General features: G+C 34.3%; 24 protein-coding genes and 2 pseudogenes. 18 read left to right on the top strand and 8 right to left on the bottom strand.

Annotated elements, in window-relative coordinates; genetic code table 11:
• The first annotated feature begins 165 nt into the window (after nucleotides 1-165).
• From JFU23_RS01965 to JFU23_RS01930, 8 genes and pseudogenes are all read left to right on the top strand, one after another.
• Nucleotides 166-927, top strand: coding sequence for a class I SAM-dependent methyltransferase (locus JFU23_RS01965; protein WP_201031214.1), 762 nt, complete (start codon nucleotides 166-168; stop codon nucleotides 925-927).
• Between the two features lie 112 nt (nucleotides 928-1,039).
• Nucleotides 1,040-1,597 (top strand): annotated as a pseudogene (locus JFU23_RS01960) (AAA family ATPase).
• Between the two features lie 143 nt (nucleotides 1,598-1,740).
• Nucleotides 1,741-2,004, top strand: coding sequence for a hypothetical protein (locus JFU23_RS01955; RefSeq protein WP_002136786.1), 264 nt, complete (start codon nucleotides 1,741-1,743; stop codon nucleotides 2,002-2,004).
• A gap of 193 nt (nucleotides 2,005-2,197) precedes the next feature.
• Nucleotides 2,198-2,413: a hypothetical protein gene (locus JFU23_RS01950; protein WP_002136785.1), complete on the top strand. Its 216-nt coding sequence runs from the start codon at nucleotides 2,198-2,200 to the stop codon at nucleotides 2,411-2,413.
• Nucleotides 2,414-2,622: 209 nt separating this feature from the next.
• Nucleotides 2,623-3,122: pseudogene (locus JFU23_RS01945) on the top strand (invasion protein).
• 166 nt (nucleotides 3,123-3,288) lie between these two features.
• Nucleotides 3,289-3,519 carry a hypothetical protein gene (locus JFU23_RS01940; protein WP_000789035.1) on the top strand — a complete coding sequence of 77 codons (231 nt, stop codon included), beginning with the start codon at nucleotides 3,289-3,291 and terminating at the stop codon, nucleotides 3,517-3,519.
• Between the two features lie 384 nt (nucleotides 3,520-3,903).
• Nucleotides 3,904-4,395 carry an ankyrin repeat domain-containing protein gene (locus JFU23_RS01935; protein WP_113734860.1) on the top strand — a complete coding sequence of 164 codons (492 nt, stop codon included), beginning with the start codon at nucleotides 3,904-3,906 and terminating at the stop codon, nucleotides 4,393-4,395.
• Nucleotides 4,392-4,988 carry a DJ-1/PfpI family protein gene (locus tag JFU23_RS01930; protein WP_201031213.1) on the top strand — a complete coding sequence of 199 codons (597 nt, stop codon included), beginning with the start codon at nucleotides 4,392-4,394 and terminating at the stop codon, nucleotides 4,986-4,988. Before JFU23_RS01935 ends, JFU23_RS01930 begins: the two co-directional genes overlap by 4 nt.
• 48 nt (nucleotides 4,989-5,036) lie before the next feature.
• On the opposite strand, the gene JFU23_RS01925 is transcribed toward JFU23_RS01930, so the two are convergent.
• Nucleotides 5,037-5,963 (bottom strand): aldo/keto reductase, encoded by a 927-nt coding sequence (locus tag JFU23_RS01925; RefSeq protein WP_033715770.1) that lies wholly within the window; start codon nucleotides 5,961-5,963, stop codon nucleotides 5,037-5,039.
• A 288-nt stretch (nucleotides 5,964-6,251) separates the two neighbouring features.
• Here JFU23_RS01925 and JFU23_RS01920 point away from each other — a divergent pair, with 288 nt between their 5' ends.
• The 7 genes from JFU23_RS01920 to dltD all read left to right on the top strand — a co-directional run bounded on the left by JFU23_RS01920 (nucleotide 6,252) and on the right by dltD (nucleotide 12,604).
• A complete protein-coding gene (locus JFU23_RS01920) occupies nucleotides 6,252-6,608 on the top strand; it encodes an FtsB family cell division protein (protein ID WP_078179081.1) in 357 nt (118 codons plus the stop codon).
• Nucleotides 6,547-6,822 (top strand): hypothetical protein, encoded by a 276-nt coding sequence (locus JFU23_RS01915; RefSeq protein ID WP_201031212.1) that lies wholly within the window; start codon nucleotides 6,547-6,549, stop codon nucleotides 6,820-6,822. The genes JFU23_RS01920 and JFU23_RS01915 overlap by 62 nt, the downstream gene beginning before the upstream one ends.
• An 88-nt stretch (nucleotides 6,823-6,910) precedes the next feature.
• On the top strand, nucleotides 6,911-7,237 hold the full coding sequence (locus JFU23_RS01910) for a DUF3870 domain-containing protein (protein WP_201031211.1): 327 nt from the start codon (nucleotides 6,911-6,913) through the stop codon (nucleotides 7,235-7,237).
• A gap of 104 nt (nucleotides 7,238-7,341) precedes the next feature.
• Nucleotides 7,342-8,403: a dipeptide epimerase gene (locus JFU23_RS01905; protein ID WP_201031210.1), complete on the top strand. Its 1,062-nt coding sequence runs from the start codon at nucleotides 7,342-7,344 to the stop codon at nucleotides 8,401-8,403.
• 39 nt (nucleotides 8,404-8,442) lie between these two features.
• Nucleotides 8,443-9,444, top strand: coding sequence for a C40 family peptidase (locus JFU23_RS01900; protein WP_201031209.1), 1,002 nt, complete (start codon nucleotides 8,443-8,445; stop codon nucleotides 9,442-9,444).
• Nucleotides 9,445-9,464: 20 nt separating this feature from the next.
• A complete protein-coding gene (locus JFU23_RS01895) occupies nucleotides 9,465-11,087 on the top strand; it encodes a peptide ABC transporter substrate-binding protein (RefSeq protein ID WP_002142109.1) in 1,623 nt (540 codons plus the stop codon).
• A 335-nt stretch (nucleotides 11,088-11,422) separates the two neighbouring features.
• Nucleotides 11,423-12,604, top strand: a complete 1,182-nt coding sequence (gene dltD, locus JFU23_RS01890) for a D-alanyl-lipoteichoic acid biosynthesis protein DltD (RefSeq protein ID WP_201031208.1) — start codon at nucleotides 11,423-11,425, stop codon at nucleotides 12,602-12,604.
• A gap of 47 nt (nucleotides 12,605-12,651) precedes the next feature.
• On the opposite strand, the gene JFU23_RS01885 is transcribed toward dltD, so the two are convergent.
• The gene (locus JFU23_RS01885) at nucleotides 12,652-12,876 is read right to left on the bottom strand and encodes a hypothetical protein (protein WP_002032598.1); all 225 of its coding nucleotides are present in this window, start codon (nucleotides 12,874-12,876) and stop codon (nucleotides 12,652-12,654) included.
• Nucleotides 12,877-13,021: 145 nt separating this feature from the next.
• On the opposite strand from JFU23_RS01885, the gene JFU23_RS01880 reads away from it, so the two are divergent.
• Entirely contained in the window at nucleotides 13,022-13,519 is a 498-nt protein-coding gene (locus tag JFU23_RS01880; protein ID WP_002165617.1) for a DinB family protein, read from the top strand.
• Nucleotides 13,520-13,547: 28 nt separating this feature from the next.
• Here the strand turns inward: JFU23_RS01880 and uptA are convergent, their stop codons facing one another.
• Together uptA and JFU23_RS01870 are read right to left on the bottom strand one after the other, a co-directional pair.
• A complete protein-coding gene (uptA, locus tag JFU23_RS01875) occupies nucleotides 13,548-14,153 on the bottom strand; it encodes an undecaprenyl phosphate transporter UptA (RefSeq protein ID WP_002032601.1) in 606 nt (201 codons plus the stop codon).
• A 345-nt stretch (nucleotides 14,154-14,498) separates the two neighbouring features.
• Complete coding sequence (locus JFU23_RS01870) at nucleotides 14,499-15,263, bottom strand: DUF1836 domain-containing protein (protein WP_002085036.1); 765 nt, start codon at nucleotides 15,261-15,263, stop codon at nucleotides 14,499-14,501.
• Between the two features lie 257 nt (nucleotides 15,264-15,520).
• Here JFU23_RS01870 and JFU23_RS01865 point away from each other — a divergent pair, with 257 nt between their 5' ends.
• Entirely contained in the window at nucleotides 15,521-15,970 is a 450-nt protein-coding gene (locus JFU23_RS01865) for a hypothetical protein (RefSeq protein ID WP_002032604.1), read from the top strand.
• The gene (locus JFU23_RS01860; protein ID WP_201031207.1) at nucleotides 15,958-16,266 is read left to right on the top strand and encodes a YxcD family protein; all 309 of its coding nucleotides are present in this window, start codon (nucleotides 15,958-15,960) and stop codon (nucleotides 16,264-16,266) included. The genes JFU23_RS01865 and JFU23_RS01860 overlap by 13 nt, the downstream gene beginning before the upstream one ends.
• Nucleotides 16,267-16,660: 394 nt before the next feature.
• On the opposite strand, the gene JFU23_RS01855 is transcribed toward JFU23_RS01860, so the two are convergent.
• The 4 genes from JFU23_RS01855 to JFU23_RS01840 all read right to left on the bottom strand — a co-directional run bounded on the left by JFU23_RS01855 (nucleotide 16,661) and on the right by JFU23_RS01840 (nucleotide 20,383).
• Complete coding sequence (locus JFU23_RS01855) at nucleotides 16,661-17,896, bottom strand: NAD(P)/FAD-dependent oxidoreductase (protein ID WP_201031206.1); 1,236 nt, start codon at nucleotides 17,894-17,896, stop codon at nucleotides 16,661-16,663.
• The gene (locus JFU23_RS01850) at nucleotides 17,893-18,225 is read right to left on the bottom strand and encodes a (2Fe-2S)-binding protein (RefSeq protein WP_201031205.1); all 333 of its coding nucleotides are present in this window, start codon (nucleotides 18,223-18,225) and stop codon (nucleotides 17,893-17,895) included. The genes JFU23_RS01855 and JFU23_RS01850 overlap by 4 nt, the downstream gene beginning before the upstream one ends.
• Nucleotides 18,222-18,494: a (2Fe-2S)-binding protein gene (locus JFU23_RS01845; protein WP_201031204.1), complete on the bottom strand. Its 273-nt coding sequence runs from the start codon at nucleotides 18,492-18,494 to the stop codon at nucleotides 18,222-18,224. The genes JFU23_RS01850 and JFU23_RS01845 overlap by 4 nt, the downstream gene beginning before the upstream one ends.
• A gap of 227 nt (nucleotides 18,495-18,721) precedes the next feature.
• Nucleotides 18,722-20,383: a sigma-54 interaction domain-containing protein gene (locus JFU23_RS01840; protein ID WP_201031203.1), complete on the bottom strand. Its 1,662-nt coding sequence runs from the start codon at nucleotides 20,381-20,383 to the stop codon at nucleotides 18,722-18,724.
• Nucleotides 20,384-20,518 lie beyond the last annotated feature (135 nt).

Genomic DNA, 20,518 nt, shown 5'->3' with positions numbered 1-20,518 from the left:
GATATGTTCAATCGCGAGGAAATATTATACAATGTAAATATATTAAATGGAAAGTGAGTGATAAATTATGACAGTCAGCTCTTTCGAATTCTCATTAAAATTTGAGGTACGGAAAGATTAAGTAAATTAGAATCTTCCGTACACATAAAACGGAGGAGAAAATAAATGTTTAGTTTTTATAGTACACTTTGTACAGAACTATATGATTTTACAAAACCTGTCGGTTATTCTTTAAATGGTGATATTGAGTATTACCAAGAACGTTTAAATAATTGTGGGGGAAGAATTCTCGAAGCGGCAGTAGGATCAGGGCGTATCATTATTCCACTTCTTGAAGTTGGATTTAAAGTTGATGGGATAGATTATTCAACTGAAATGCTAGATTCTTGCCGTAAGCGTTGTAAAGAGAGAGGCTTAAACCCTAATTTATACCAAGGAAGCTTACAACAATTTTCATTACCATATAAATATGAGGCGATAATAATTCCTACCGGATCCTTTTGTTTAATTGAAAATCGTGATGATTCTATAAACGCTTTGAAATGTTTTTATGAACATCTTAATCTAGGCGGGCGTTTAATTGTAGATCTTGCGCTTCCATATGACTGGAAGACGGGTGAGATTCATACATCGACTTTTTCCTTACCAAGCGGAGACGGGATTACATTAGAAAATAAATCAATTGAAATAGATTGGCTTAACCAAGTAACTGTATCATATTTAAAATACGAAAAATGGAGTAAAGGAAAGTTAGTACAAACTGAACTACAACGTTTTGCAATGCGGTGGTATGGAATAGAAGAGTTTAGACTCCTTTTAGAAAGTATAGGTTTCACTGACATTACTTGCTCTGCTGACTATGTTTATGAAAAGCAACCGTCAAATGCAGAACAAATTATTACTTTTGAAGCTGTACGAAAGGAATAATATAGGAATTATTCATGAAAATAAGGCAATCGACACAACATCGACTGCCTTATTTTCAATGTTAGGATATGTTTTATTTCATTGTTTATAGAGAAAAATCGGAGGAAAACAAATGAAATTCATCTTAATATTTGGCCCGCAAGCAGTCGGGAAAATGACGGTCGGACAAGAATTAGCGAAACTAACAGATTTGAAAATTTTTCATAATCACATGACCATTGATTTAGTAAGTCCATTTTTTGATTAGTACAAAGGAAGCAAAAAGATTAGTAAGTTTGTTTCGTAATGAAATATTTGAAGAAGTGTCTAAAAGTGATTTATACGGAATGATTTTTACATATGTATGGGCATTTGATCTTCAATCGGATTGGGATTACATAAACCATGTAGTAAGTATTTTTGAATCAAAAGGCGCAGCAGTATATTTTGTAGAGCTCGAGGCAGAATTAGATGAAAGATTAGAGCGAAATAAAAGTCCACATAGACTAGAGCATAAACCGAAAAAAGAGACATTGAATGGTCTGAAAAAAATTTAAAAGAAACGATGACAAAACATAGATTAAATTCATTTCATGATGAAATTGAAAAAGAAGAGTACATAAAAATTAATAATACTCATTTGAGTGCTAAAGAAGTAGCTGTAATGATTAAGGAAAAATTCCGATTGTAAAATACTTAAAGGCTGTTACGTTTTCATTGTCCAAGCATTCTCCTACTAACTACATATACTATTTATATTAAGGACGGTCACTAATTTATTGAGAAACCGTCATTTATATATAAATGACAACTTTGGAAGGAGGTAAGAAAAATTTGGAAAATGAACAGCCAGGAAGAATTGAAAATCAAGTGTATTCTAATCGAGTCGTAAGATCAGAATTTGATAAGCATTGGGAAACTTGTATTTCAAAAAGTGGTTATGTAATCTATGTAGCGACAAGTGATCATGCTGAAGTAATAGTTTTACTTTCAGATGGTTCAAGTAAATTATTAATCTTCGAAAAAGGCGGTAAAGTAATAGTAGGCGGTGGTGGAACAAGCCATTATAGTAAACCGCATATTGCAAGAAACATTTAATGTAAAAATGATAATCGAGAAGACGCTGGCAACCTTATAGTCTTTAATTTGTATATAGAGATGTTAATCATAAAGTAAGTTTTTGTTTTAGATTCTGGCGTTTTTTGTAACAAAATAAGATGAAAAAGATCTTTAACGTATAAAGGTCTTTTTTGTTTTATTCACATATAAAATTAATGGAGGTGAGCTAATAATGAAAAATAGTGGAGTAACCTATGTTCTTTCGGGAATTCTCCTATTCGGTCTTACATATATAACTTCCGCAATTTACGCGGGTTCATTAGAAATTTGGGATAGACCAAGCGGAAAATTCTTTACTGCATTTTATGAAATCCAAGGTACAATTTTATCGGTAATTTCAATTTGTTTTATTATAGCAGGGATATACTGTATACATAAAAAAGTGTAGTGAAAAACAATCAGCCTTTCATGTATAGTACATGAAAGGCTGATTGTTTTTATGTGTTGAAGGAGTCTTTTAGAAGAATTGTAGTTTTTAGATTGATAGTTAAAACTGTAACAGCTTATGTATAATTAATATCATTTTGTCAAATGAATGTCACATAAAAGTCTTATAGTGTATATAGAAAGTGAAACATATACAAAGCAGGAGATGAAATGATGAAAAAGGCACTACAATATATATTCATATTATTTACGTTAGTTACTTTAAGTTATGTAATTTATATTAACTATGAAAAGCAGAAAGAGATTAAAAATAATAAACAAGTAATTAGTGAAGTTGCAAAGAGGTATGATATTCCAGATTGGATACCATTATCAATTGCGGATCATGAAACAAAATTTAACCGAAAAGCAATAGGAGATAACGGGACATCTTTCGGATTATTCCAATTACATCGTGGTGGATTAGCACCAGCGCAATCATCGGAAGAGAGTTTAGTGGATTCGCGTATAAATACAACGATAGCAATTTCAAGTATGGTCAAATCGTATGAGCGTGGTGTGAAAAAAGGACTGCAGGATTGGGAGTTGCTTAAATATGTTGCTAATACATCAGGGTGGCCAGGAAATTTAGGGGAGAATGGACAGATAATAATACGAAATATAATAAAGGGCTAGAACAATCATATCAATTATATAAAAAAGAGAAGTAGATATAAAAAGGCATTTTCAATTTGGGGAAATGTCTTTTTTATGTTATAGTATAAAAGTGTTTGGGCGTTATGTTATTTCGATATATCTTCAAATTTGTTATGTAGTATTTTTATATTAAATAACTACTAAAATCATTTTTTTATATAAGGAGTAAGAAGTAGGAATATGAAAAATATAGATTTTATACTAGAAAGTGATGAAACATTAAAACCGTCAGAACGATTAGTACTATTATTATTAGAGAAGCATAGAATGTTATATACGAACGATCTATTAGCTCTTTCAAATTTATCATATAAAACATTAACAGATTCACTAACAGCACTCGTTTTAAAGTCTTATGTTTTAAAGGATACAGGTAAGGGAAGAAGGCAGAATTGTTATAGATTAGTATGATAAGCGTACTGCTATAGATTCTTGTCACATATGTATTTTTCAAATGTAAGGATAAATGCCATTTTTATTTTCAAATGATAAAAACTATTAATTTAAGTAAATAGCCGGTTTTGATATGTAAAGAGTTTATGGCTGCTAAATATATAATTTCATTTCATTTTTATTAATGTTTATTAGTTGTAAGTGAAAATGATATTTTTTTAAACAATTATAAAAATGAAATTCAAAAACAATCTACTCATTAGAGTGGGTTGTTTTTTTTATTAGGATAGCGAATTGTAAAAATAATATTATTATGTAAACTTAATTATTTAGAAAGGAACATGTGATTATTAATGGAATTTATTAAGGGGTACTTAATATTTGTATACATGGAGGTTCATTATGGAACAAATCATATCAATATCACAAGCAGTCATAAGAGGGGAAAAAGAAAAGGTAGTAGAAATCATTAATACGGATCCAAGTGTTGTTAACGAATTTAGTGAAGATGGCTGGACACCACTTCATTTAGCAGCTTATTTTGGACAGAAAGAACTAGCAAGCTTCCTTTTAGAACAGGGTGCAGATATACATATTAGAGCAAAAAACGAAAATGAAAATACGCCACTTCAAGCAGCAATTGCGAACAAACAAAGCGAGCTTGTAGCTTTCTTAATTGAAAAGGGATCAGATGTGAATGCTGTGCAAAGTGGTGGCTGGACAGGACTTCATGAAGCGGCGTTATTAGGAAATGAAGAAATCATTATATTACTTCTTGAAAATGGTGCTAATAAAATGATTAAGAAAAATGATGGGAAAACCGCATATGATATTGCTTTAGAAAAAGGGCATGAATCCCTATTACATCATTTGCAAGAGGAAGTGAGCTTATGATTAGCCACTGGAATGTAGGGATTTTTCTTTTTAATGAAGTGGAAGTGTTAGATTTTGCTGGTCCATTTGAAGTTTTTTCCGTTACAGCAACAAGTGAAGGTCAACCATTTACAGTTCATACTGTTAGTCAAGATGGAGAAATGATTACAGCGAGAAATGGATTAAAGGTACAACCGGACTATAGTATCGAAAACTTGCCTCCAGTTGATATTTTAATTATTCCTGGGGGGTTAGGTGTTAGAGAAAACGAAATGAAAAATGAAATAATAACAAATTGGATCCGTGAGCAAATGAAAGAAGTAAAGTTAATGACTTCTGTTTGTACCGGTGCGCTTTTACTTGCGAAAGCTGGATTACTCGATGGCTTCAAAGCGACAACACATTGGGCAAGTATTGAAAGTTTTAGAAATGATTTTCCGAATGTGGAAGTATTAGAGAATGTAAAGTTTGTAGATGAGGGGCATATTATTACGTCTGGAGGAATTTCAGCTGGAATTGATATGTCATTTCACATTGTGAGAAATTTGTTAGGTGCTCGGGTTGCTGAAGAAACAGCGAAGAGGATGGAATATGATATTGATTTACAATATTAAAAGTAAAACAAGACCAGCAGTTGGATATTTCCAGCTGCTGGTCTTGTTTTATATTGACTGAATATGCGCTAATTCCTCATCTGTAAGAATCGGACGGATAGACGAGTCTGCATTTTCTTTCGCTTGTTTTTCTGTTTTTGCGCCAGGAATTGCGACCGATACCGCTGGATGAGTGAGGACATAACGAAGTGCAAGTTGCCCTAAGGTTTGATTTTCATTTGAGAGTAATCGTAGTTTCTCTACTTTTTGTAAATCTTCTTGAAACCACTTTTCTTTTGGCCATTCTTTGCGTAAATCTCCGTCAAGAAAAGTTGTTTTATTTGTAAATTTTCCAGTTAATATCCCCATTTTTAAAGGGCCGCGTATAACAGCTCCTAAATTGTTCTCCTGTAGGTAGGGCAGTATGTCGTTTTCTGGTTTTCGGTTTAATATGTTGTAATCAAGTTGCACAACATCAATTTCATCGTTTTTATTGAAGTGTTTTATATATTGTATGTCGTGAGTTGAAACACCAACAGCTCTTACTTTTCCGTCCCGTTTTAATATTTCAAATGCTCGTAAAAATGCTTCTGTTTCTTCTTGTTTATCCCACCAAATGTGACAGAAATAAACATCAATATAATCTGTTTCTAGGCGCAGTAAGCTAGTTTCAAATACTGCGATCACTTTTTCTGCAGTATTATAAACAGGCTCTCCACTTGGATCATAGTGATGCCCAATTAAACCGCCTTTCGTTGATAAAACGATATTATTACGGTGCTCTCTTATTGCTTGAGTTACTAACCTTTCACTATGTCCTAATCCGTATACATCAGCAGTATCAATAAAGTTTACGCCACATTCAATTGCTTTTTTCATAGCGGTTATAGATTGTTTGTCGTTAACAGGACCCCATTCATCGCCGCCAATCGCCCACGCTCCAAAGCCAATTTCAGAAACAGTAATTCCAGTTTTACCTAATGTACGGTAGTGCATCATTTTTCCTCCTTGTAAGCATGTTATAACATCGGTATGCAAAACTAGAATTTATATGTGTAAAAATGTTTTCTACAATTAGGGAAAAAGAATAACATAAACTACTATTTTATAGCAGCATAAATAAAAATTCTCATTTTAAATACAGAGATGTCGTCGAACGCTATCTCTAATTGGTTAATTTGTGAGATTTTTTTGTGAAGGAGGTTATTTTATAAGAATAGAATTTAAGTTAGTAAGAGATCGTACCTATGGTAGTGAGAAAATATGGGTTAGGGGGATTTGAAAATGAGGAAACTCAAAAGAGTCAATGTTCCTAATATACCAGAGCAACTATCACAGCCTAACGACAAGCGAACTATAAATAAGAAGAAGTTAAGGCGTTTTATTTTCATGTTCATTTTTATTGCTGCGACTACTTTGTACGTTCAATATATTTTAACGAAACAACAAGAAGTAATTAATGGCAAAAAAAATACAATAACAAATCAAAAGAAACAATTAGTTTCTTTAAAGAAAGATCAAGGTTCTTTAAAGATTAACATTGAGAATTTAACCGATAATGAAGAAGAGATTTTAAAGTTTGCTAGAAAAGAGTATCAATTTTCTAAGTCAAACGAAACAATATTCGTATTGCCAAAGTGAAGTGGTGGAACAGTTAGCGATAGCTAACTGTTTTTTGATGTATGAGGGAAAAGTTGTTTGTAGTGTGAATGTCATGGTACAAGGAGCAATGACATATTGTAAAAATGAGAAGTTTGAGCCGATTTTAATTGTTTCAAGAGATTTTCATAATTATGGAATATATGTCAAAATAAATGTTGTTAAAATTCTGTCAATTTTATATAATACAAGGTAATCGGATACATTTTTTAATCAACGTTGAGTTAACAGCTTATACGTCTGTTAAGAAAACCGTTATCCTCGTATAAGAAAGGAAGATAGCTGTGTACGCTTCAAATACAATTTACGTCGTAGGGGATGCGAAAGCACCTCAAAATAATCCCATTACCGAAAAGTTCAAAAGTTATTTTGTAGCATTTGTACTTGAGAAGGATACAGGGGAAATTGTAGATGCAGATTGCTCAGCCACAATTACATTAACATCTCAATTTGTTAAATATTTGTTTCTACATAAAAATATTAATGACCCAGCATTAGTAACAGAAATAAAAAATCGGTACTTCGGTTCGTCTCAAAAGGCGCTACTTGTAGCGCTAAAGGATGCACAGAAAAAATATAATCAGATCGCTGCTTTGTCTACCCATTCATAGACAAAATCCAGCCGTAAGAATCTTCTTATGGCTGGATTTTTTTGTTTCGCATTAACGGAAAAGCCACCCGGATATTAAAGTATCACTCTATAAACAATGAAAGGATGAACAAAATGAAAATTACCGATGTGAAGGTAAACCGCCGACATGTAAAGCTTCATACACCGTTTAAAACTGCGCTTCGCACTGTAACGGAAATCGAAAGTATAGATGTGTTTATTCATACAGATGAAGGGATTGTTGGAAAAGGAGCTGCTGCAGCAACACCGGTTATTACAGGTGATTTTGCCAACGGGATTGAGGAAGCAATATTAGGGCCAATTCGCTCCGTATTAGTTGATAAAGATGTGCTGCAATTTCAAACGTTATTGTTACACATTCAAATGAGCTGTATAGGAAATACAAGTGCGAAAGCGGCGGTAGATATGGCTTTATACGATGTATATTGTCGATTTCACAACATACCGTTATATGCATTGTTAGGTGGGAAGAAAGAGATTTATACTGATATTACAGTAAGTGTTGATGAGCCTTTATTAATGGCAAAAGAAGCGAAAAAGCATATCGAAAAGGGATTCCAAACATTAAAAATTAAGGTGGGTAAAGAGGCACATTTAGATTTAGAACGCATAGAGGCAATTCGAAATGTAGTACCAAAGAATACGACGTTACGTTTAGATGCAAATCAAGGATGGAAACCGAAAGAAGCGGTTTCTATTATTAGAGAAATGGAGAATAGAAATTTAAATATAGAATTTGTAGAACAACCAGTTCATGCGAAAGATTGGGAAGGATTAAAGTACGTGAAGGACAATGTACAAACGCCTATTATGGCAGATGAAAGTATGTTTTCGGCAAGAGACGCATTAAAGATTGTCCAAGGAGGATATGCAGACCTACTTAATATTAAATTAATGAAATGCGGTGGCATACGAGAAGCATGGAAAATTGCGGATATTGCGGAAGCAGCAGGTGTGAAATGTATGGTTGGAAGTATGATGGAACCTTCACTTTCAGTTAGCGCTGTTGCCCATTTAGCTGCGGCACATCCGAATATTCATTACTTTGATCTTGATGCACCATTATGGTTAGTAGAAGAGCCAGAAGGGATGACTTACACTGGTCCAAAGGTAAACCTGCATTCTATAGTGAATATACAATCTTAGAAGTAGTACCTAGTAAACTATCTTATAAGGGGGATATATATGAAAAAAGTAGGAACTGCATTTTTAACAACTTTATTTATATTTTCATCGTTTACTTCGGTGAATGCTGAAGAGAAGAAGGATAGTAAAGCATTTATAGATGTATCTGCTGCAACGTTATGGACTGCACCAGATTCATTACGACCAATTGATGCACCGAGTGCGACAAATCCAGTTGATTTATGGAAGTGGACGAAATCAATGACGCTAGATGAGAAGCTTTGGTTAACGAGTGCAAATAAATTAGAAACGCAAGCGCTACTCGGTCAAGAAGTAACAATAATTGATAAAAAAGGTGATTGGGTAAAAGTACTAGTGCACGGACAGCCAACGCCGCGAAATGAAGAAGGGTATCCAGGGTGGATGCCTGAAAAACAATTAACGTATAATCAAGAATTTGTAGATAAAACAAACGAACCTTTTGTATTAGTAACGAAACCGACAGCAATTGTATATATTAACCCTTCTGAAAAACATAAATCGCTTGAAGTCAGTTATAATACGCGTTTACCGCTATTAAGTGAAGATACGATCTCATACCGCGTATTGTTGCCAAATGGTCAGAAGGCGTGGCTACGGAAAAATGATGGAACTGTTTACCATTCTCAAAATGATATTCCGACTCCAACCGCTGATGACTTAATAAACACCGGAAAAATGTTTTTAGGATTACCGTATATATGGGCTGGTACAAGTGGTTTTGGATTTGATTGCTCTGGATTTACACATACGATTTATAAATCACATGGCATTACAATACCGAGGGATTCTGGGCCACAATCAAAAGCAGGAATTGCGGTTGGTAAAGAAAACCTACAAAAGGGCGATTTAATATTCTTTGCACATAATCAAGGAAAAGGTAGTGTTCATCACGTTGCCATGTATATTGGTGATGGAAATATGATTCACTCTCCAAAGGCTGAAAGATCGGTAGAAATTATACCGCTAAATACACCAGGATATATAGAAGAATACGCTGGTGCTCGTCGTTACTTACCTTAAAAAAGATAGGGGGGCTTTATATGAAAAAGGTTGTTCGCTACTCATTAGTTAGTACTCTACTTGTATCTTCATTTTTAGTAGGCTGTGCTAAAGAAAAAACAGCTACAAAGCCGAAAGCTGAGAAGAAAGTATTACAACTACTAGAAACGGGTGAAATTCCATCATTAAATTCAGGGAAAGTAACAGATGCGGTATCATTTAACGTTTTGAATAACGTAATGGAAGGGTTATTCCGTTTATCGAAAAATGATGAAGTGATTCAAGCGGGAGCACAAAAATATGAAGTGAGTAAAGATGGTAAGACATATACATTCCACTTACGTGATGCGAAATGGTCTAACGGAGATCCAGTAACAGCTCATGATTACGTATATGCTTGGAAGCAACTTATAAATCCAGATACAGCCTCTCAATATGCATATATCGCGTACGATGTGAAAAATGCGGAGAAGATAAATAAGAAACAATTAGGCTTAGAAGAATTAGGTGTGAAAGCAAAGGATGATAAAACGTTCATTGTAGAGCTGGAACATCCTGTACCGTATTTTACGAAACTACTCATTTTACCATCTTTCTATCCAATTAATGAAAAATATGCGAAGGAGCAAGGTGATAAATACGGGTTAGAGGCAAATAAAGCGATATATAATGGGCCGTTTACATTATCAGAGTGGAAGCACGAAGCGAGCTTTACAATGAAGAAAAACGATAAATATTGGGATAAAAAAGAAGTGAAGTTAGATGAAGTAAACTATCAAATTGTTAAAGAAATTTCAACTGCGGTAAATTTATATGAGACAGATAAAGTTGATAGAGCTGTCATTTCAACAGAATTTGTAGATAAATATAAAAATAATAAAGAGTTGAAACAATATACAGATCCGGTTATGTATTTCTTCCGTTTCAATGAAAATGTGCCGATTCTTAAAAATAAAAATGCACGTCTTGCGCTAAGTACAGTGTTTGATAAAAAGGGCTTGGCGACATCATTTTTAAATGACGGATCAGTTGCGGCGAACTACTACGTACCAAAAGGATTTTTAAAAGGACCAGATAAGAAAGATTTTAGAAGTACAGCAGGCGAGTTTAATAAGACGGATGTGAAACAGGCAAAGGAATATTGGGAAAAGGCGAAGCAAGAGACAGGCACAAATGAAGTGACGTTAGAACTATTAAACTATGACTTAGAGAACTTTAAAAAAGTAGGAGAATATATTAAAGAACAGCTTGAGAAAAACTTACCGGGGCTAAAAGTAAATGTGAAATTACAACCACATACGCAAAAACTAGCGTTAGAGAAGAAAAAAGAATACGAAATGTCGTTATCACGTTGGTTACCTGATTATCCAGATCCAATGACATACTTAGAAGTTTTCCTTTCGGGAAGTACCGTAAATAATACAGGATATGCAAATCCAGAATACGACGCTTTAATTAAGAAGATTAAAACAGAGTTAGGTAATGATGAAAAAGCTCGTTGGAAAGCACTACAAGATGCGGAAAAAGTGCTCCTTGATGATGCGGTAATTGCGCCAGTATTCCAGCGCGGTCTTTCTTACTTACAAAAACCATATGTGAAAGAATTATATGTACATCAATTCGGTCCAGCTACAAGTTTAAAATGGGCAGATGTACAAAAATAAAGTGATGGAGAAACAGACTTCACGTATGTGATAGTCTGTTTTTTCTTATAGCTTCAAATGAATTATAGACATTTTATAAGTTTTTTCATCGCTTAAAAATAAAATTATTACATAAATTCCAGTGTGAAATTTATGTAGAATCTTGTATAATTAACATGTTTCTTTGGAAACATTTTCTTGCGCTATTTGTATAGGACTTAATAGAGCAAGGGAGGAAATACATACATGTATATAATAGATAAATAGAATGGGACATGTATAGAAAAAAGGAGAAAAATGATGACGTGTCATAAACAAGGGTTACAATTTATTCGTAATAGAAAGAGGAATAAACGATGAAGATGAAGCATGCTTTTGGTCCAATTATTTTAGCGTGTCTACTCTTTTTCATTGTATTGCTTATTCCATCTAAGAGTTTAGTATCACTAATAAGCGATAAAAAGATAGAAGATGCAGCAACTTCCTTACAAAAAGAGAAATTACAAAGTGTTTTCTTGCAACAGAAAATGTTAGAGAATTCGCAGTATTTACCGATGTATGGTTCATCAGAGTTTTTACGAATGGATGCATATCATCCATCTAACTATTTTAAAGTAAATCCAGCAGGTTTTACTCCATTTTTAATAGGGACTGGTGGTACGCAAAGCTTGGCTCATATATTAAATATGACGTCTACAACGGATGAATTAGAAGGTAAAAAGGTAGTCTTTGTTCTTTCACCACAATGGTTTACAAAAACCGGTGTATCACAAGGTGATTTTACAAATAATTTCTCCAAACAACAAGCCTATCACTTTATTTTTAATGATGAAATAAAGCCTGAAATGAAGAAAAAAATCGCGAAACGTTTACTAGATTATAAAGTTGTTCGTAAGGATGCGATATTAAGTAGTTCGCTAGAAAGTATTGTATATAACGATACAAAACATAACATAAAAGCTGGACTAGCTAAACCGCTAGCGTATATGTACCGGAACATTTTAGATCATCGAGATTTATTTAACTCTCTATTTAAGATCGAACCGATGAAAGAGGAAACAAATATGGGATTACGTTCGCTTTCTTGGGAAGATGCACGTAAACATGCGGAACAAGAAGGTAAAGTAGGATCCACAACAAATACATTCGGAATTGAAAATCCATATTATTATAAACATAATTTAAAGAAAAAATTAAAAGGTTTAAAAAACTTTAGAGCAAATGAATCGTATGATGATTCACCAGAATATGATGACTTACAAAGTGTTTTAGATCTTTTCAAAGAAAAAAATGTAAAACCACTCTTTATTTCTGTGCCTGTAAACGGACCGTGGTATGATTACGCTGGTTTCCCAAAAGAACGTCGTGATGTGTATTATAATAAGGTTCGCGATCAAGTCGAGAAAGCAGGATACCCAGTAGTCGATTTTTCTAGCCATGAATATGATAAGTATTTCTTAAAAGATACAATTCATTTAGGCTGGAAAGGATGGATCTATTTTGATGAAGCAGTGCAGAAGTTTTACTCTGAAAAATAATGCATAAACAATAGAAACAGGAATGGCAATAAAGCCGTTCCTGTTTTTTAGTATAGAGGATTTTGGTGTGGGCAATTTGGAAAGGCGTGTATATCTTGAATTTGTCTAAAGTCATAATGTTTCATGGCGAACTGGGCTTGGTAAAGGTATTCGTAAACAAATAATTGATTATTTTGAACACCGCATAAAACGCCGGATGTCCCTTGCCCATTAATGAGAGAAACACCAACAGGGCGTCCGATTAAGTATGGTACTTTTTGCTGCCAATGCATAGGGAATCAATCCTTTTTGAGTTACTATACGTATTTTATGGTGGAATTGTTGCTTATCCATGTAAATCTTAGACTGGAGGGTTTTAATGAAATGTCTAGAAATCATTAATATGAATGAATTATTAGTGTGGAAGAGGAGTGCATTATGGAGAAAGGAAGGATTCTGGAAGAAAAGTTAAATCTAATAGAATGGTGCCAAACATTGAATGGAATATCGGAGGATATATGGTTTCAACCATTTAAAAAAGGTTCATGGGCAATTGCGGATGTAATTTCACATTTTATTGTTTGGGATGAGTTTTTAATGAAGTATAGAATTTCATATTTTGTAAGCGGGAAATCTGTACATATCGTTCCAACAGATGTTGAGGAAATGAATAAGGGTGCAATAAAATATGCAAGGTCTGGTATTTCAAAAGAAGAACTAATAGATCAATTTAGCTTTACTCGTAAACAATTAGTAGACCAAATTGAGCGAATTCCTGCTCGGAATTTTAATAATGACTATCAATTTGGCACAAAAAAATTGAGGTTAAATAATTATTTTTCATCACTTATCGAGCATGACTTAAAGCATAAAAAAGAAATAATACAATTTCTAATACATGATCAAGCCGATAATAAAAACCGCTATAATTCTTAATGAATTTATAGCGGTTTTTATTATAATCTTAAGCAAGATTTTTACGTTTTTTTGTCCACTTTTTTATTACGAAATATAAAAGTATAAGTACAACGCCACCGATAGCGAACGATTTCACATACGGTCCAGCAATATCGTTAATATTCTCCCAATTTTCACCTAGTTTCTCACCTAAATAAATGAAAATGATAGACCAAGGGATGATCGCAAGTGCTGTTAATGTAGTGAAACGTAGTAATGGCATTTTTGTAATACCAGCAGGAATTGATATCGCATGACGAACGATAGGAATGAAACGTGCAGTGAAAATTACGCCAGTTCCGTAACGATTAAACCAATCTTCAGCAGCATCCATTTGTTTTTTATGTATGAAAATATACTTACCGTAACGTTCTAATACAGGGCGACCACCATATCGACCAATCCAGTAAACAAAGATTTGGGCAATAACACCACCAATTGTACCGAATATAACTGCGCCTACAAATGAGATACTACCATTGAATACTAAGTATCCCGCATAAGCAAGGACAATCTCACTTGGAATAATTTCAATCATAAGTCCAAGCATTATGCCCCAATAACCTAATCCCTCAAAAAATGTTAATACTGAATGAATAAAACTACTTAACATTGTTGCACCTTCTAATTTATGAATTTTGAATATAAGCCCCTTTATTTAACAATATAAAAGGTTCACTATATGTATATTATACCTTATTCATATAGGGGATTGCCATTTCAATTCTTTTATGTCTCTCATAAGTATTATAGTAAAGGATATAAGCCATGTTTTCATGAAGAGATAATGAAAAGATTATTAAAAATTTCTCATATATTAGTGAGAATAAAAGTGTCTACATAAAACTTTTTTAGTCTCCGAAAAAGTTCATGAAGGGCAATTTCGAATTTCATGTGAGCTTAATAGTACAAAAGATATATTGATATAAAAAAACAGGAGCAAATCTGCTCCTGTTTTTTAAGGTTTCACATCTAAATTTTGTAAAAATAATGTTGCTGTCACATATCGTTTCGCTAGCATTTGTACATAAGCGGTATGTACAGAAAGTGTGGCGATAATAATAGCGTTACGAATTGCTTCGCGTTGTTCGTTATTAATTTGATCGAACTTACTTGCTATTTTATCAGCTTTTTCTTTTACGATATTTTCAATCGTATGAACTGTATCTGTAGCATTTAGTTGCAAGCAATTCCCTTGATTCAGTTCTTCAAATAAAGAAGAATAAGCTACATATAAATGAAGAGGATTAATTAAATCATCACTTCGATCGGCCGGGTCATTTACGATGAGTCGTAATAGTTTGCGAATAGATTCAAAATCAAGCGCTGTTTTTAAATCTTCGACAATGAATAGTAATGCTGCTTGTTCGATTGAGTATTTTTTCCCTTTTTGAGGTGAGCCAATCATTTCTTTTATATCTCGTTTCACCCAGTTTTGCATAGCAGTTACAGAGAAACTCGTGTTTTCAATCTGATTGCCAAGCGCAACTATTTCATTTAAAGAAAAACCGACATCCGTATCGTCAATCTTAATCAATTTTTCAAAAATAGGTGAAAGTGCGGTTGTAATAAAAGCAGTAACGCTTTGTCCGCTTTCAATATCTTTTTTATGTGACTTTGCCCAAGCTTCTTGTAAAATGCCGAGAGGCTTCTTCGTATTCCATCCTCTTAGTGATAGAAGGAGCGTTGCCATTTCGTTTCGTGTGAGATGAAATGTTTCCATCTTTTCACCTCCAAAATTATAAAAAGTTCTTATGAACTTATAATATGTTTTGTTTCACTTAAAGTCAATTCCGTTTTGCTTAATTTTTCCTATGTCATGAAATTGTCGTAAGTAAATAATGCTTGCATATTTCGACAAAAGTTCATATAATAAGTTCATAAGAACCTTTAAAATGGTTTTAAAATAAATCTATCATTCTGAATTTACTAGAAAGGTAGATTTCACATATATCTATATAAAAGGAGAATGGATATAATATGTTGAAAAAACTTGTAGCAGTAATGACAGCATTCATGGTTATCTTTGGGGCTAGTAGCTTTATGTTCGTAGATCATGCGGCAGCGAAAAGTTACAAATCTGGTAAAAAATCATATACACCAAGTTCAGGTCAAAAGTCAAAAGTTGATTTAAACAAAAAAGATTCTAATGTGAATTCACAAAAAACGACAACTGATTCAAAAACAAAAGCAACAAACACAGCGCCAAAAAGTAATAAAGGTGGCTTTATGAAAGGCTTATTACTAGGTGGTCTTGGTGGTTTACTAATGGGTAGCTTATTTGCAAATATGGGAGCACTTGGTTCTGTATTAGCGTTTATGGTAAATATGTTAGTAATGGCTGGTATCGTAATGTTAGCAGTTCGTGCATTTAAATACTTCAAAGATCAACGTAAGAAAAAGGCAGATGAAGTAGCATGGAAACAGTAAAAATTTCTGAACAAGAACTTATAAATGCGCTTTGCGTATATATCGCTGAAAAAAGACAAGTTGGTCCAGAAGAAGTTTCAGTTGAACTAATGTATGATGATGACTACGGTTTCTCTGCAGAAGTAGAGGTAAATGGTCGCCAGCAAATTTTAATTCAAGCAAACTTAATCGAAGCACTACGCTTGTTACTTGATCGAGAATACAACGTCAATTCATTTGCAGCAAGATTGCAACTTGAATTAGATGATGAAGAAGGCATCTACGCATTAGCGAAATTTAATAATAATGAACAATAAAACTGTTAGAGCTGTATGCTCTAACAGTTTTTTATTTGTATTAATATTGCTAGTATGTTTCTTCTTTTAGAATAAAATCCAGTATTTCAAGTGTCTTCAATTTAGTATTTGCATCATTTTATCTATCTAATCCAAAGTTGGCTATCCAAATAAATAATAATTTTGACATAAAACAAATTTTATTTATCTATTCGATAAATTGCGATAAATAAATCGCGACTATATTTGATATGATATTTCAGAAATCTTATATTTTATTATTCAAAGCACGGTAGAAGAATGATGGTGTGATTTTTATTAGGTTAAGTCCTATTAATTTTTAAAATACAGTTGATTAATACATTAGAAAAGAAGGTGTAGTAATGAATCCACCACTTTTTTATATGCTAGTTTTTCACGCTTTCATTTGTTGATTTTCTTCGAATGATTGAAAAGCACGCCAAATCTCATTCATCTTCCGTCTACCAACATCAATCATTGGATTAAATTGAATCGCTGCTTTTTGACGAACAGAGTGAACGTTTTGAATTGCTTGTTGTAATTGTTGGTCGACTACGTCAAGTTTCTCACTTGCATGTTTAGCGATAGATAGACCTGCAACTGTTCCTTGCACCATCGCGATTTTTCCGCTTTCAATGCCAGTAATATTTCCAGCTACAAATAAACCTGGAAGAGGGGTTTCCATTTCTTCTGAATGAAGTGGAACATGCCCGCCAAGTTCAGGAATATAATGGAAAGGGCATCCCGCTACAGCGGCAAGCTCAGCAAGCGGATATAAACCTCCGGCTATACAAACGAAGTCTGCCTCATAGATCTTTTCTGATCCGTTAATAATATTCCCTTTAGAGTCAATGTTAGCAACACGTACACCCTCTACTTGATCTGTACCGATAATTTCAAGTGCAGCTTTACGAAGATGAAGCGGCGTCCCGTTTATTTTCATGCCGCTATTTGGATAAAATGTTAATCCAGCTTTTCGAATCCAATCATATTTCATAAAACGGCTACCTATACGTAGGAAGGGAGATGGGGCGAGGTGAGCCGCATTTAAGAGCGATTTTAAAACTTCTTCTGGTTCACCGGCCTTTTGGCTTAACTCGCTTTTTTCAGGAATTACAATATGATCCACTGTGATGCCAGCTAATTGCAATTCGTTTAAAATGGCGAATGACAAAATATTAGCACCGATAATGATTCCTTTTTTACCAACTTGAACGCGGTGAACATTTGTCATAACTTGAGCTGCGCCAATTGACATAACTCCTGGAAGTGTCCAGCCGGGTAGGGGAATAGAATACTCCGCAGCCCCAGTAGCAATTAGTACGAACGGTGCTTCTAACGTACCGATATTTGTATGCACGAACCAACAACTCTCATCTTTATCTAAATTATAGACGGAAACACCGCACCGAATATCGACTGAAAGAGATTTTGCTTCTTCGTGAAGACGTTTTGATTCTTCTATTCCGTTCCACCATTCCCCAGTAGGCTCTTGATGCAACTGTCCTAACAATCTCCCGCCCGGCTTCATAAATTCATCAATAACAAGTACGTTAAGTCCAAAACGTGCACAAGAGATGGAAGCTGATAATCCTGCTGGTCCTGCACCAATAATAATTGCATCGATCATCGCTTTTTCACCATCTCTCTCACGGTATTTGGATGCTGTTTTCCGCTGTCAACAACCATATCGTTTTCAACTACAGTTAAGCAAGCTCGTACATTCGTTTGATTGTTTACAGTCACGCGGCATTCAGAACAATGCCCGATATTACAATAAATACCTCGCGGAGTTCCGCTATCTTCATGCACTCTTAACGTTCTTATTCCGTTTGCGAGTAGAGCGGCCGCTATCGTTTCATGTCCATATGCTTCATATTGTTGACCATTAAATTGAAAATTGATACGCTGACTACTATTTAAACTACCTAAAATAGGGTGATGTGTAATTCTACTCATTGATTGTCACCTACCGCTCCAAAAGTAACTGCACGCACTGGCGGTTGATATTTTAATGGAATTTCATTTTGGGATATGTTAGGCTTCGCATTTTCTACTATTCGTTCTATCGTCATTCTACATGTTCTACCGCCGCAAAAACCCATACCAGCACGTGTTCTTAGTTTTAGCTCACGAGCTGAGCAATTATATTCAGCAATTGTCGATTGAAGTTGTCTGTATGTAACTTCTTCACAACGACAAACAATTAAGTTCTCTTTATTCGTCATATGTATTCCTCCTCTAGTTCGGTTTACATAAATTATTATGCAAAAACTATGCCAATATAGAGGAGGAGAGGGATTATCCCGCTATTTGCTGGGCAGTAAGACTCCACCTCAAAATTCAGTGAAAGCAAAGAAGTTAGGTGGGGGGCGGGCTGCCCGTAAAAGTCCAATTGGTGAGGGCTGATAATCAAGTGGGGATGAACAAAACCCCCACTGATTAAAGTTTCACTTTATTGTAACCCTAGTCTTTTTAAACGGTTATATAAAGTGGCCCTCGTTACGCCAAGGTGTTTCGCACATTCTAATTTATTACCATCTAAAATGCGTAAAGCTCTTTCAATTACCTTTTTCTCGTGCTCATCCATTTCTTCTTGTAAAGAAAGAATCGTATTATTGTTGCTGAGTAATAGGGATTGAGCTGTATGATTGTCTAAAGTTTCATTTGTATGAAATGGTAAATATTCTTGTTTAATAATGCCGTCTGTCGCAAATACGACGAGTCTTTCAACTACGTTTCGGAGCTCGCGAATATTACCAGGCCAATTGTAATGAAGTAGTTCATGCATAATATTTGAAGGTAAGTCTCGAATAGGCCTGTTATAGTTTATTGAAAAATCGTTTAAAAAGGAGTACGTCAATTCGATAATATCCTCTCGTCTTTCGCGCAGCGGTGGAATAAGCAAGCTAACTACATTTAAGCGATAGTATAAATCTTCTCGGAAAGTTCCTTTTCTCATTTCTTCTTGTAAATCACGGTTTGTAGCAGCGATAATGCGGAAATCAATAGTGATTTCTTTTTCTCCACCAACTCGGTAATACTTTCGTTCCTGCAGTACACGCAAAAGTTTCACTTGCATATCGAGCGGCATTTCGCCTATTTCATCGAGGAATAAAGTACCGCCTTGTGCAAGTTCTATTTTACCTTTCTTACCTTTACTATTTGCACCAGAAAACGCCCCGCGCTCGTAACCAAATAATTCACTTTCAAATAACGCTTCTGGGATTGCGCCGCAGTTAATTGAAATGAAAGGGGCATTTGCTGTCTCACTTGCTTCATGAATTGCTTTCGCAAACACTTCTTTTCCAACTCCGCTTTCTCCGAGTATTAAAACCGTGGATTTCACTGAACAAACCTTTCTAGCTAATTGAATCGTTCTTTGTATAACAGGGCTTTTTCCATTCATCGCAAGGAAAGGATCGGATGTATCTTTATATTTTGCTACTTCTTGTTCTAAACGGTGCATTTCATGCGACATATTAAATAGTTTTTCATTTAATACGACTTGATTTGTAACATCCGTTTCTGAAACGACTGCTCCAATAATTTTATCGTTGCAATAAACTGGGTTTGAATTAATTAATACGAACAAATCTGGACGTGGCTGATGGAACTGAGCAATTATGCTTTTTCCGTCATGTAATGATTGCAGAATTTCTAAATCTTTATAATCAAAAAAACGGGTGATGGGTTGTCCAATAATTTCATTATGGTTCACTGAAAAAATCTTTTCAGCGCCATCTGTCCAAGTACGAACGCATTCTTTATCGTCGATGACTGTAACAGAAGAATCAGACGTTTGAATAACAGTGTTATAAAAAGCTAGTAGTTCATTGTAATACTTATAAAGAAAAGGAATCATTTGCTGAGCAGTTATACAGCATAAAGGCTCTTGATTTTCTTTAATGATGACAACGGCTAGTTCATGAGAAAATGCGTCGATTAAAGTAGTGAAAGAGTCATCTTCATATATAACTGCGCACCTCCATTCCTCAGTAGGTGAATGGAGGTAATAAAATTTTTCACCTACCTGTGTCATGCGCTTAACGATACTTGTACAATCAATTGACAAAATTTTTATTAACTCTTTTATTGTTGGGAATGAAAATGCCATATTGCCCTCCTATTATGTATAAAAATTTAGACATTGATAAAAAAATAATACACCTATTTACGATAAATTTAAAATATTTTTACAAATAAAAATTATTTCATATAAATAGTTCTGTATGTAGAGTTGGCACACCAA

It is taken from the genome of Bacillus sp. TH50, from assembly GCF_016650565.1.
GTDB classification, from domain to species: Bacteria; Bacillota; Bacilli; order Bacillales; family Bacillaceae_G; genus Bacillus_A; species Bacillus_A mycoides.
The sequence above is the reverse complement of the archived record's forward strand: the minus strand, read 5'-3'. Positions and strand labels throughout refer to the sequence as shown.

What these genes read in the sequence shown, in the direction of transcription:
- JFU23_RS01965 (WP_201031214.1), top strand. Translation starts at nt 166, where the DNA reads ATGTTTAGTTTTTATAGTACACTTTGTACAGAACTATATGATTTTACA.
- JFU23_RS01950 (WP_002136785.1), top strand. Translation starts at nt 2,198, where the DNA reads ATGAAAAATAGTGGAGTAACCTATGTTCTTTCGGGAATTCTCCTATTC.
- JFU23_RS01940 (WP_000789035.1), top strand. Translation starts at nt 3,289, where the DNA reads ATGAAAAATATAGATTTTATACTAGAAAGTGATGAAACATTAAAACCG.
- JFU23_RS01935 (WP_113734860.1), top strand. Translation starts at nt 3,904, where the DNA reads ATGGAACAAATCATATCAATATCACAAGCAGTCATAAGAGGGGAAAAA.
- JFU23_RS01930 (WP_201031213.1), top strand. Translation starts at nt 4,392, where the DNA reads ATGATTAGCCACTGGAATGTAGGGATTTTTCTTTTTAATGAAGTGGAA.
- JFU23_RS01925 (WP_033715770.1), bottom strand. Translation starts at nt 5,963, where the DNA reads ATGCACTACCGTACATTAGGTAAAACTGGAATTACTGTTTCTGAAATT.
- JFU23_RS01920 (WP_078179081.1), top strand. Translation starts at nt 6,252, where the DNA reads ATGAGGAAACTCAAAAGAGTCAATGTTCCTAATATACCAGAGCAACTA.
- JFU23_RS01905 (WP_201031210.1), top strand. Translation starts at nt 7,342, where the DNA reads ATGAACAAAATGAAAATTACCGATGTGAAGGTAAACCGCCGACATGTA.
- JFU23_RS01900 (WP_201031209.1), top strand. Translation starts at nt 8,443, where the DNA reads ATGAAAAAAGTAGGAACTGCATTTTTAACAACTTTATTTATATTTTCA.
- JFU23_RS01895 (WP_002142109.1), top strand. Translation starts at nt 9,465, where the DNA reads ATGAAAAAGGTTGTTCGCTACTCATTAGTTAGTACTCTACTTGTATCT.
- dltD (WP_201031208.1), top strand. Translation starts at nt 11,423, where the DNA reads ATGAAGATGAAGCATGCTTTTGGTCCAATTATTTTAGCGTGTCTACTC.
- JFU23_RS01885 (WP_002032598.1), bottom strand. Translation starts at nt 12,876, where the DNA reads ATGCATTGGCAGCAAAAAGTACCATACTTAATCGGACGCCCTGTTGGT.
- JFU23_RS01880 (WP_002165617.1), top strand. Translation starts at nt 13,022, where the DNA reads ATGGAGAAAGGAAGGATTCTGGAAGAAAAGTTAAATCTAATAGAATGG.
- uptA (WP_002032601.1), bottom strand. Translation starts at nt 14,153, where the DNA reads ATGTTAAGTAGTTTTATTCATTCAGTATTAACATTTTTTGAGGGATTA.
- JFU23_RS01870 (WP_002085036.1), bottom strand. Translation starts at nt 15,263, where the DNA reads ATGGAAACATTTCATCTCACACGAAACGAAATGGCAACGCTCCTTCTA.
- JFU23_RS01865 (WP_002032604.1), top strand. Translation starts at nt 15,521, where the DNA reads ATGTTGAAAAAACTTGTAGCAGTAATGACAGCATTCATGGTTATCTTT.
- JFU23_RS01860 (WP_201031207.1), top strand. Translation starts at nt 15,958, where the DNA reads ATGGAAACAGTAAAAATTTCTGAACAAGAACTTATAAATGCGCTTTGC.
- JFU23_RS01855 (WP_201031206.1), bottom strand. Translation starts at nt 17,896, where the DNA reads ATGATCGATGCAATTATTATTGGTGCAGGACCAGCAGGATTATCAGCT.
- JFU23_RS01850 (WP_201031205.1), bottom strand. Translation starts at nt 18,225, where the DNA reads ATGAGTAGAATTACACATCACCCTATTTTAGGTAGTTTAAATAGTAGT.
- JFU23_RS01845 (WP_201031204.1), bottom strand. Translation starts at nt 18,494, where the DNA reads ATGACGAATAAAGAGAACTTAATTGTTTGTCGTTGTGAAGAAGTTACA.
- JFU23_RS01840 (WP_201031203.1), bottom strand. Translation starts at nt 20,383, where the DNA reads ATGGCATTTTCATTCCCAACAATAAAAGAGTTAATAAAAATTTTGTCA.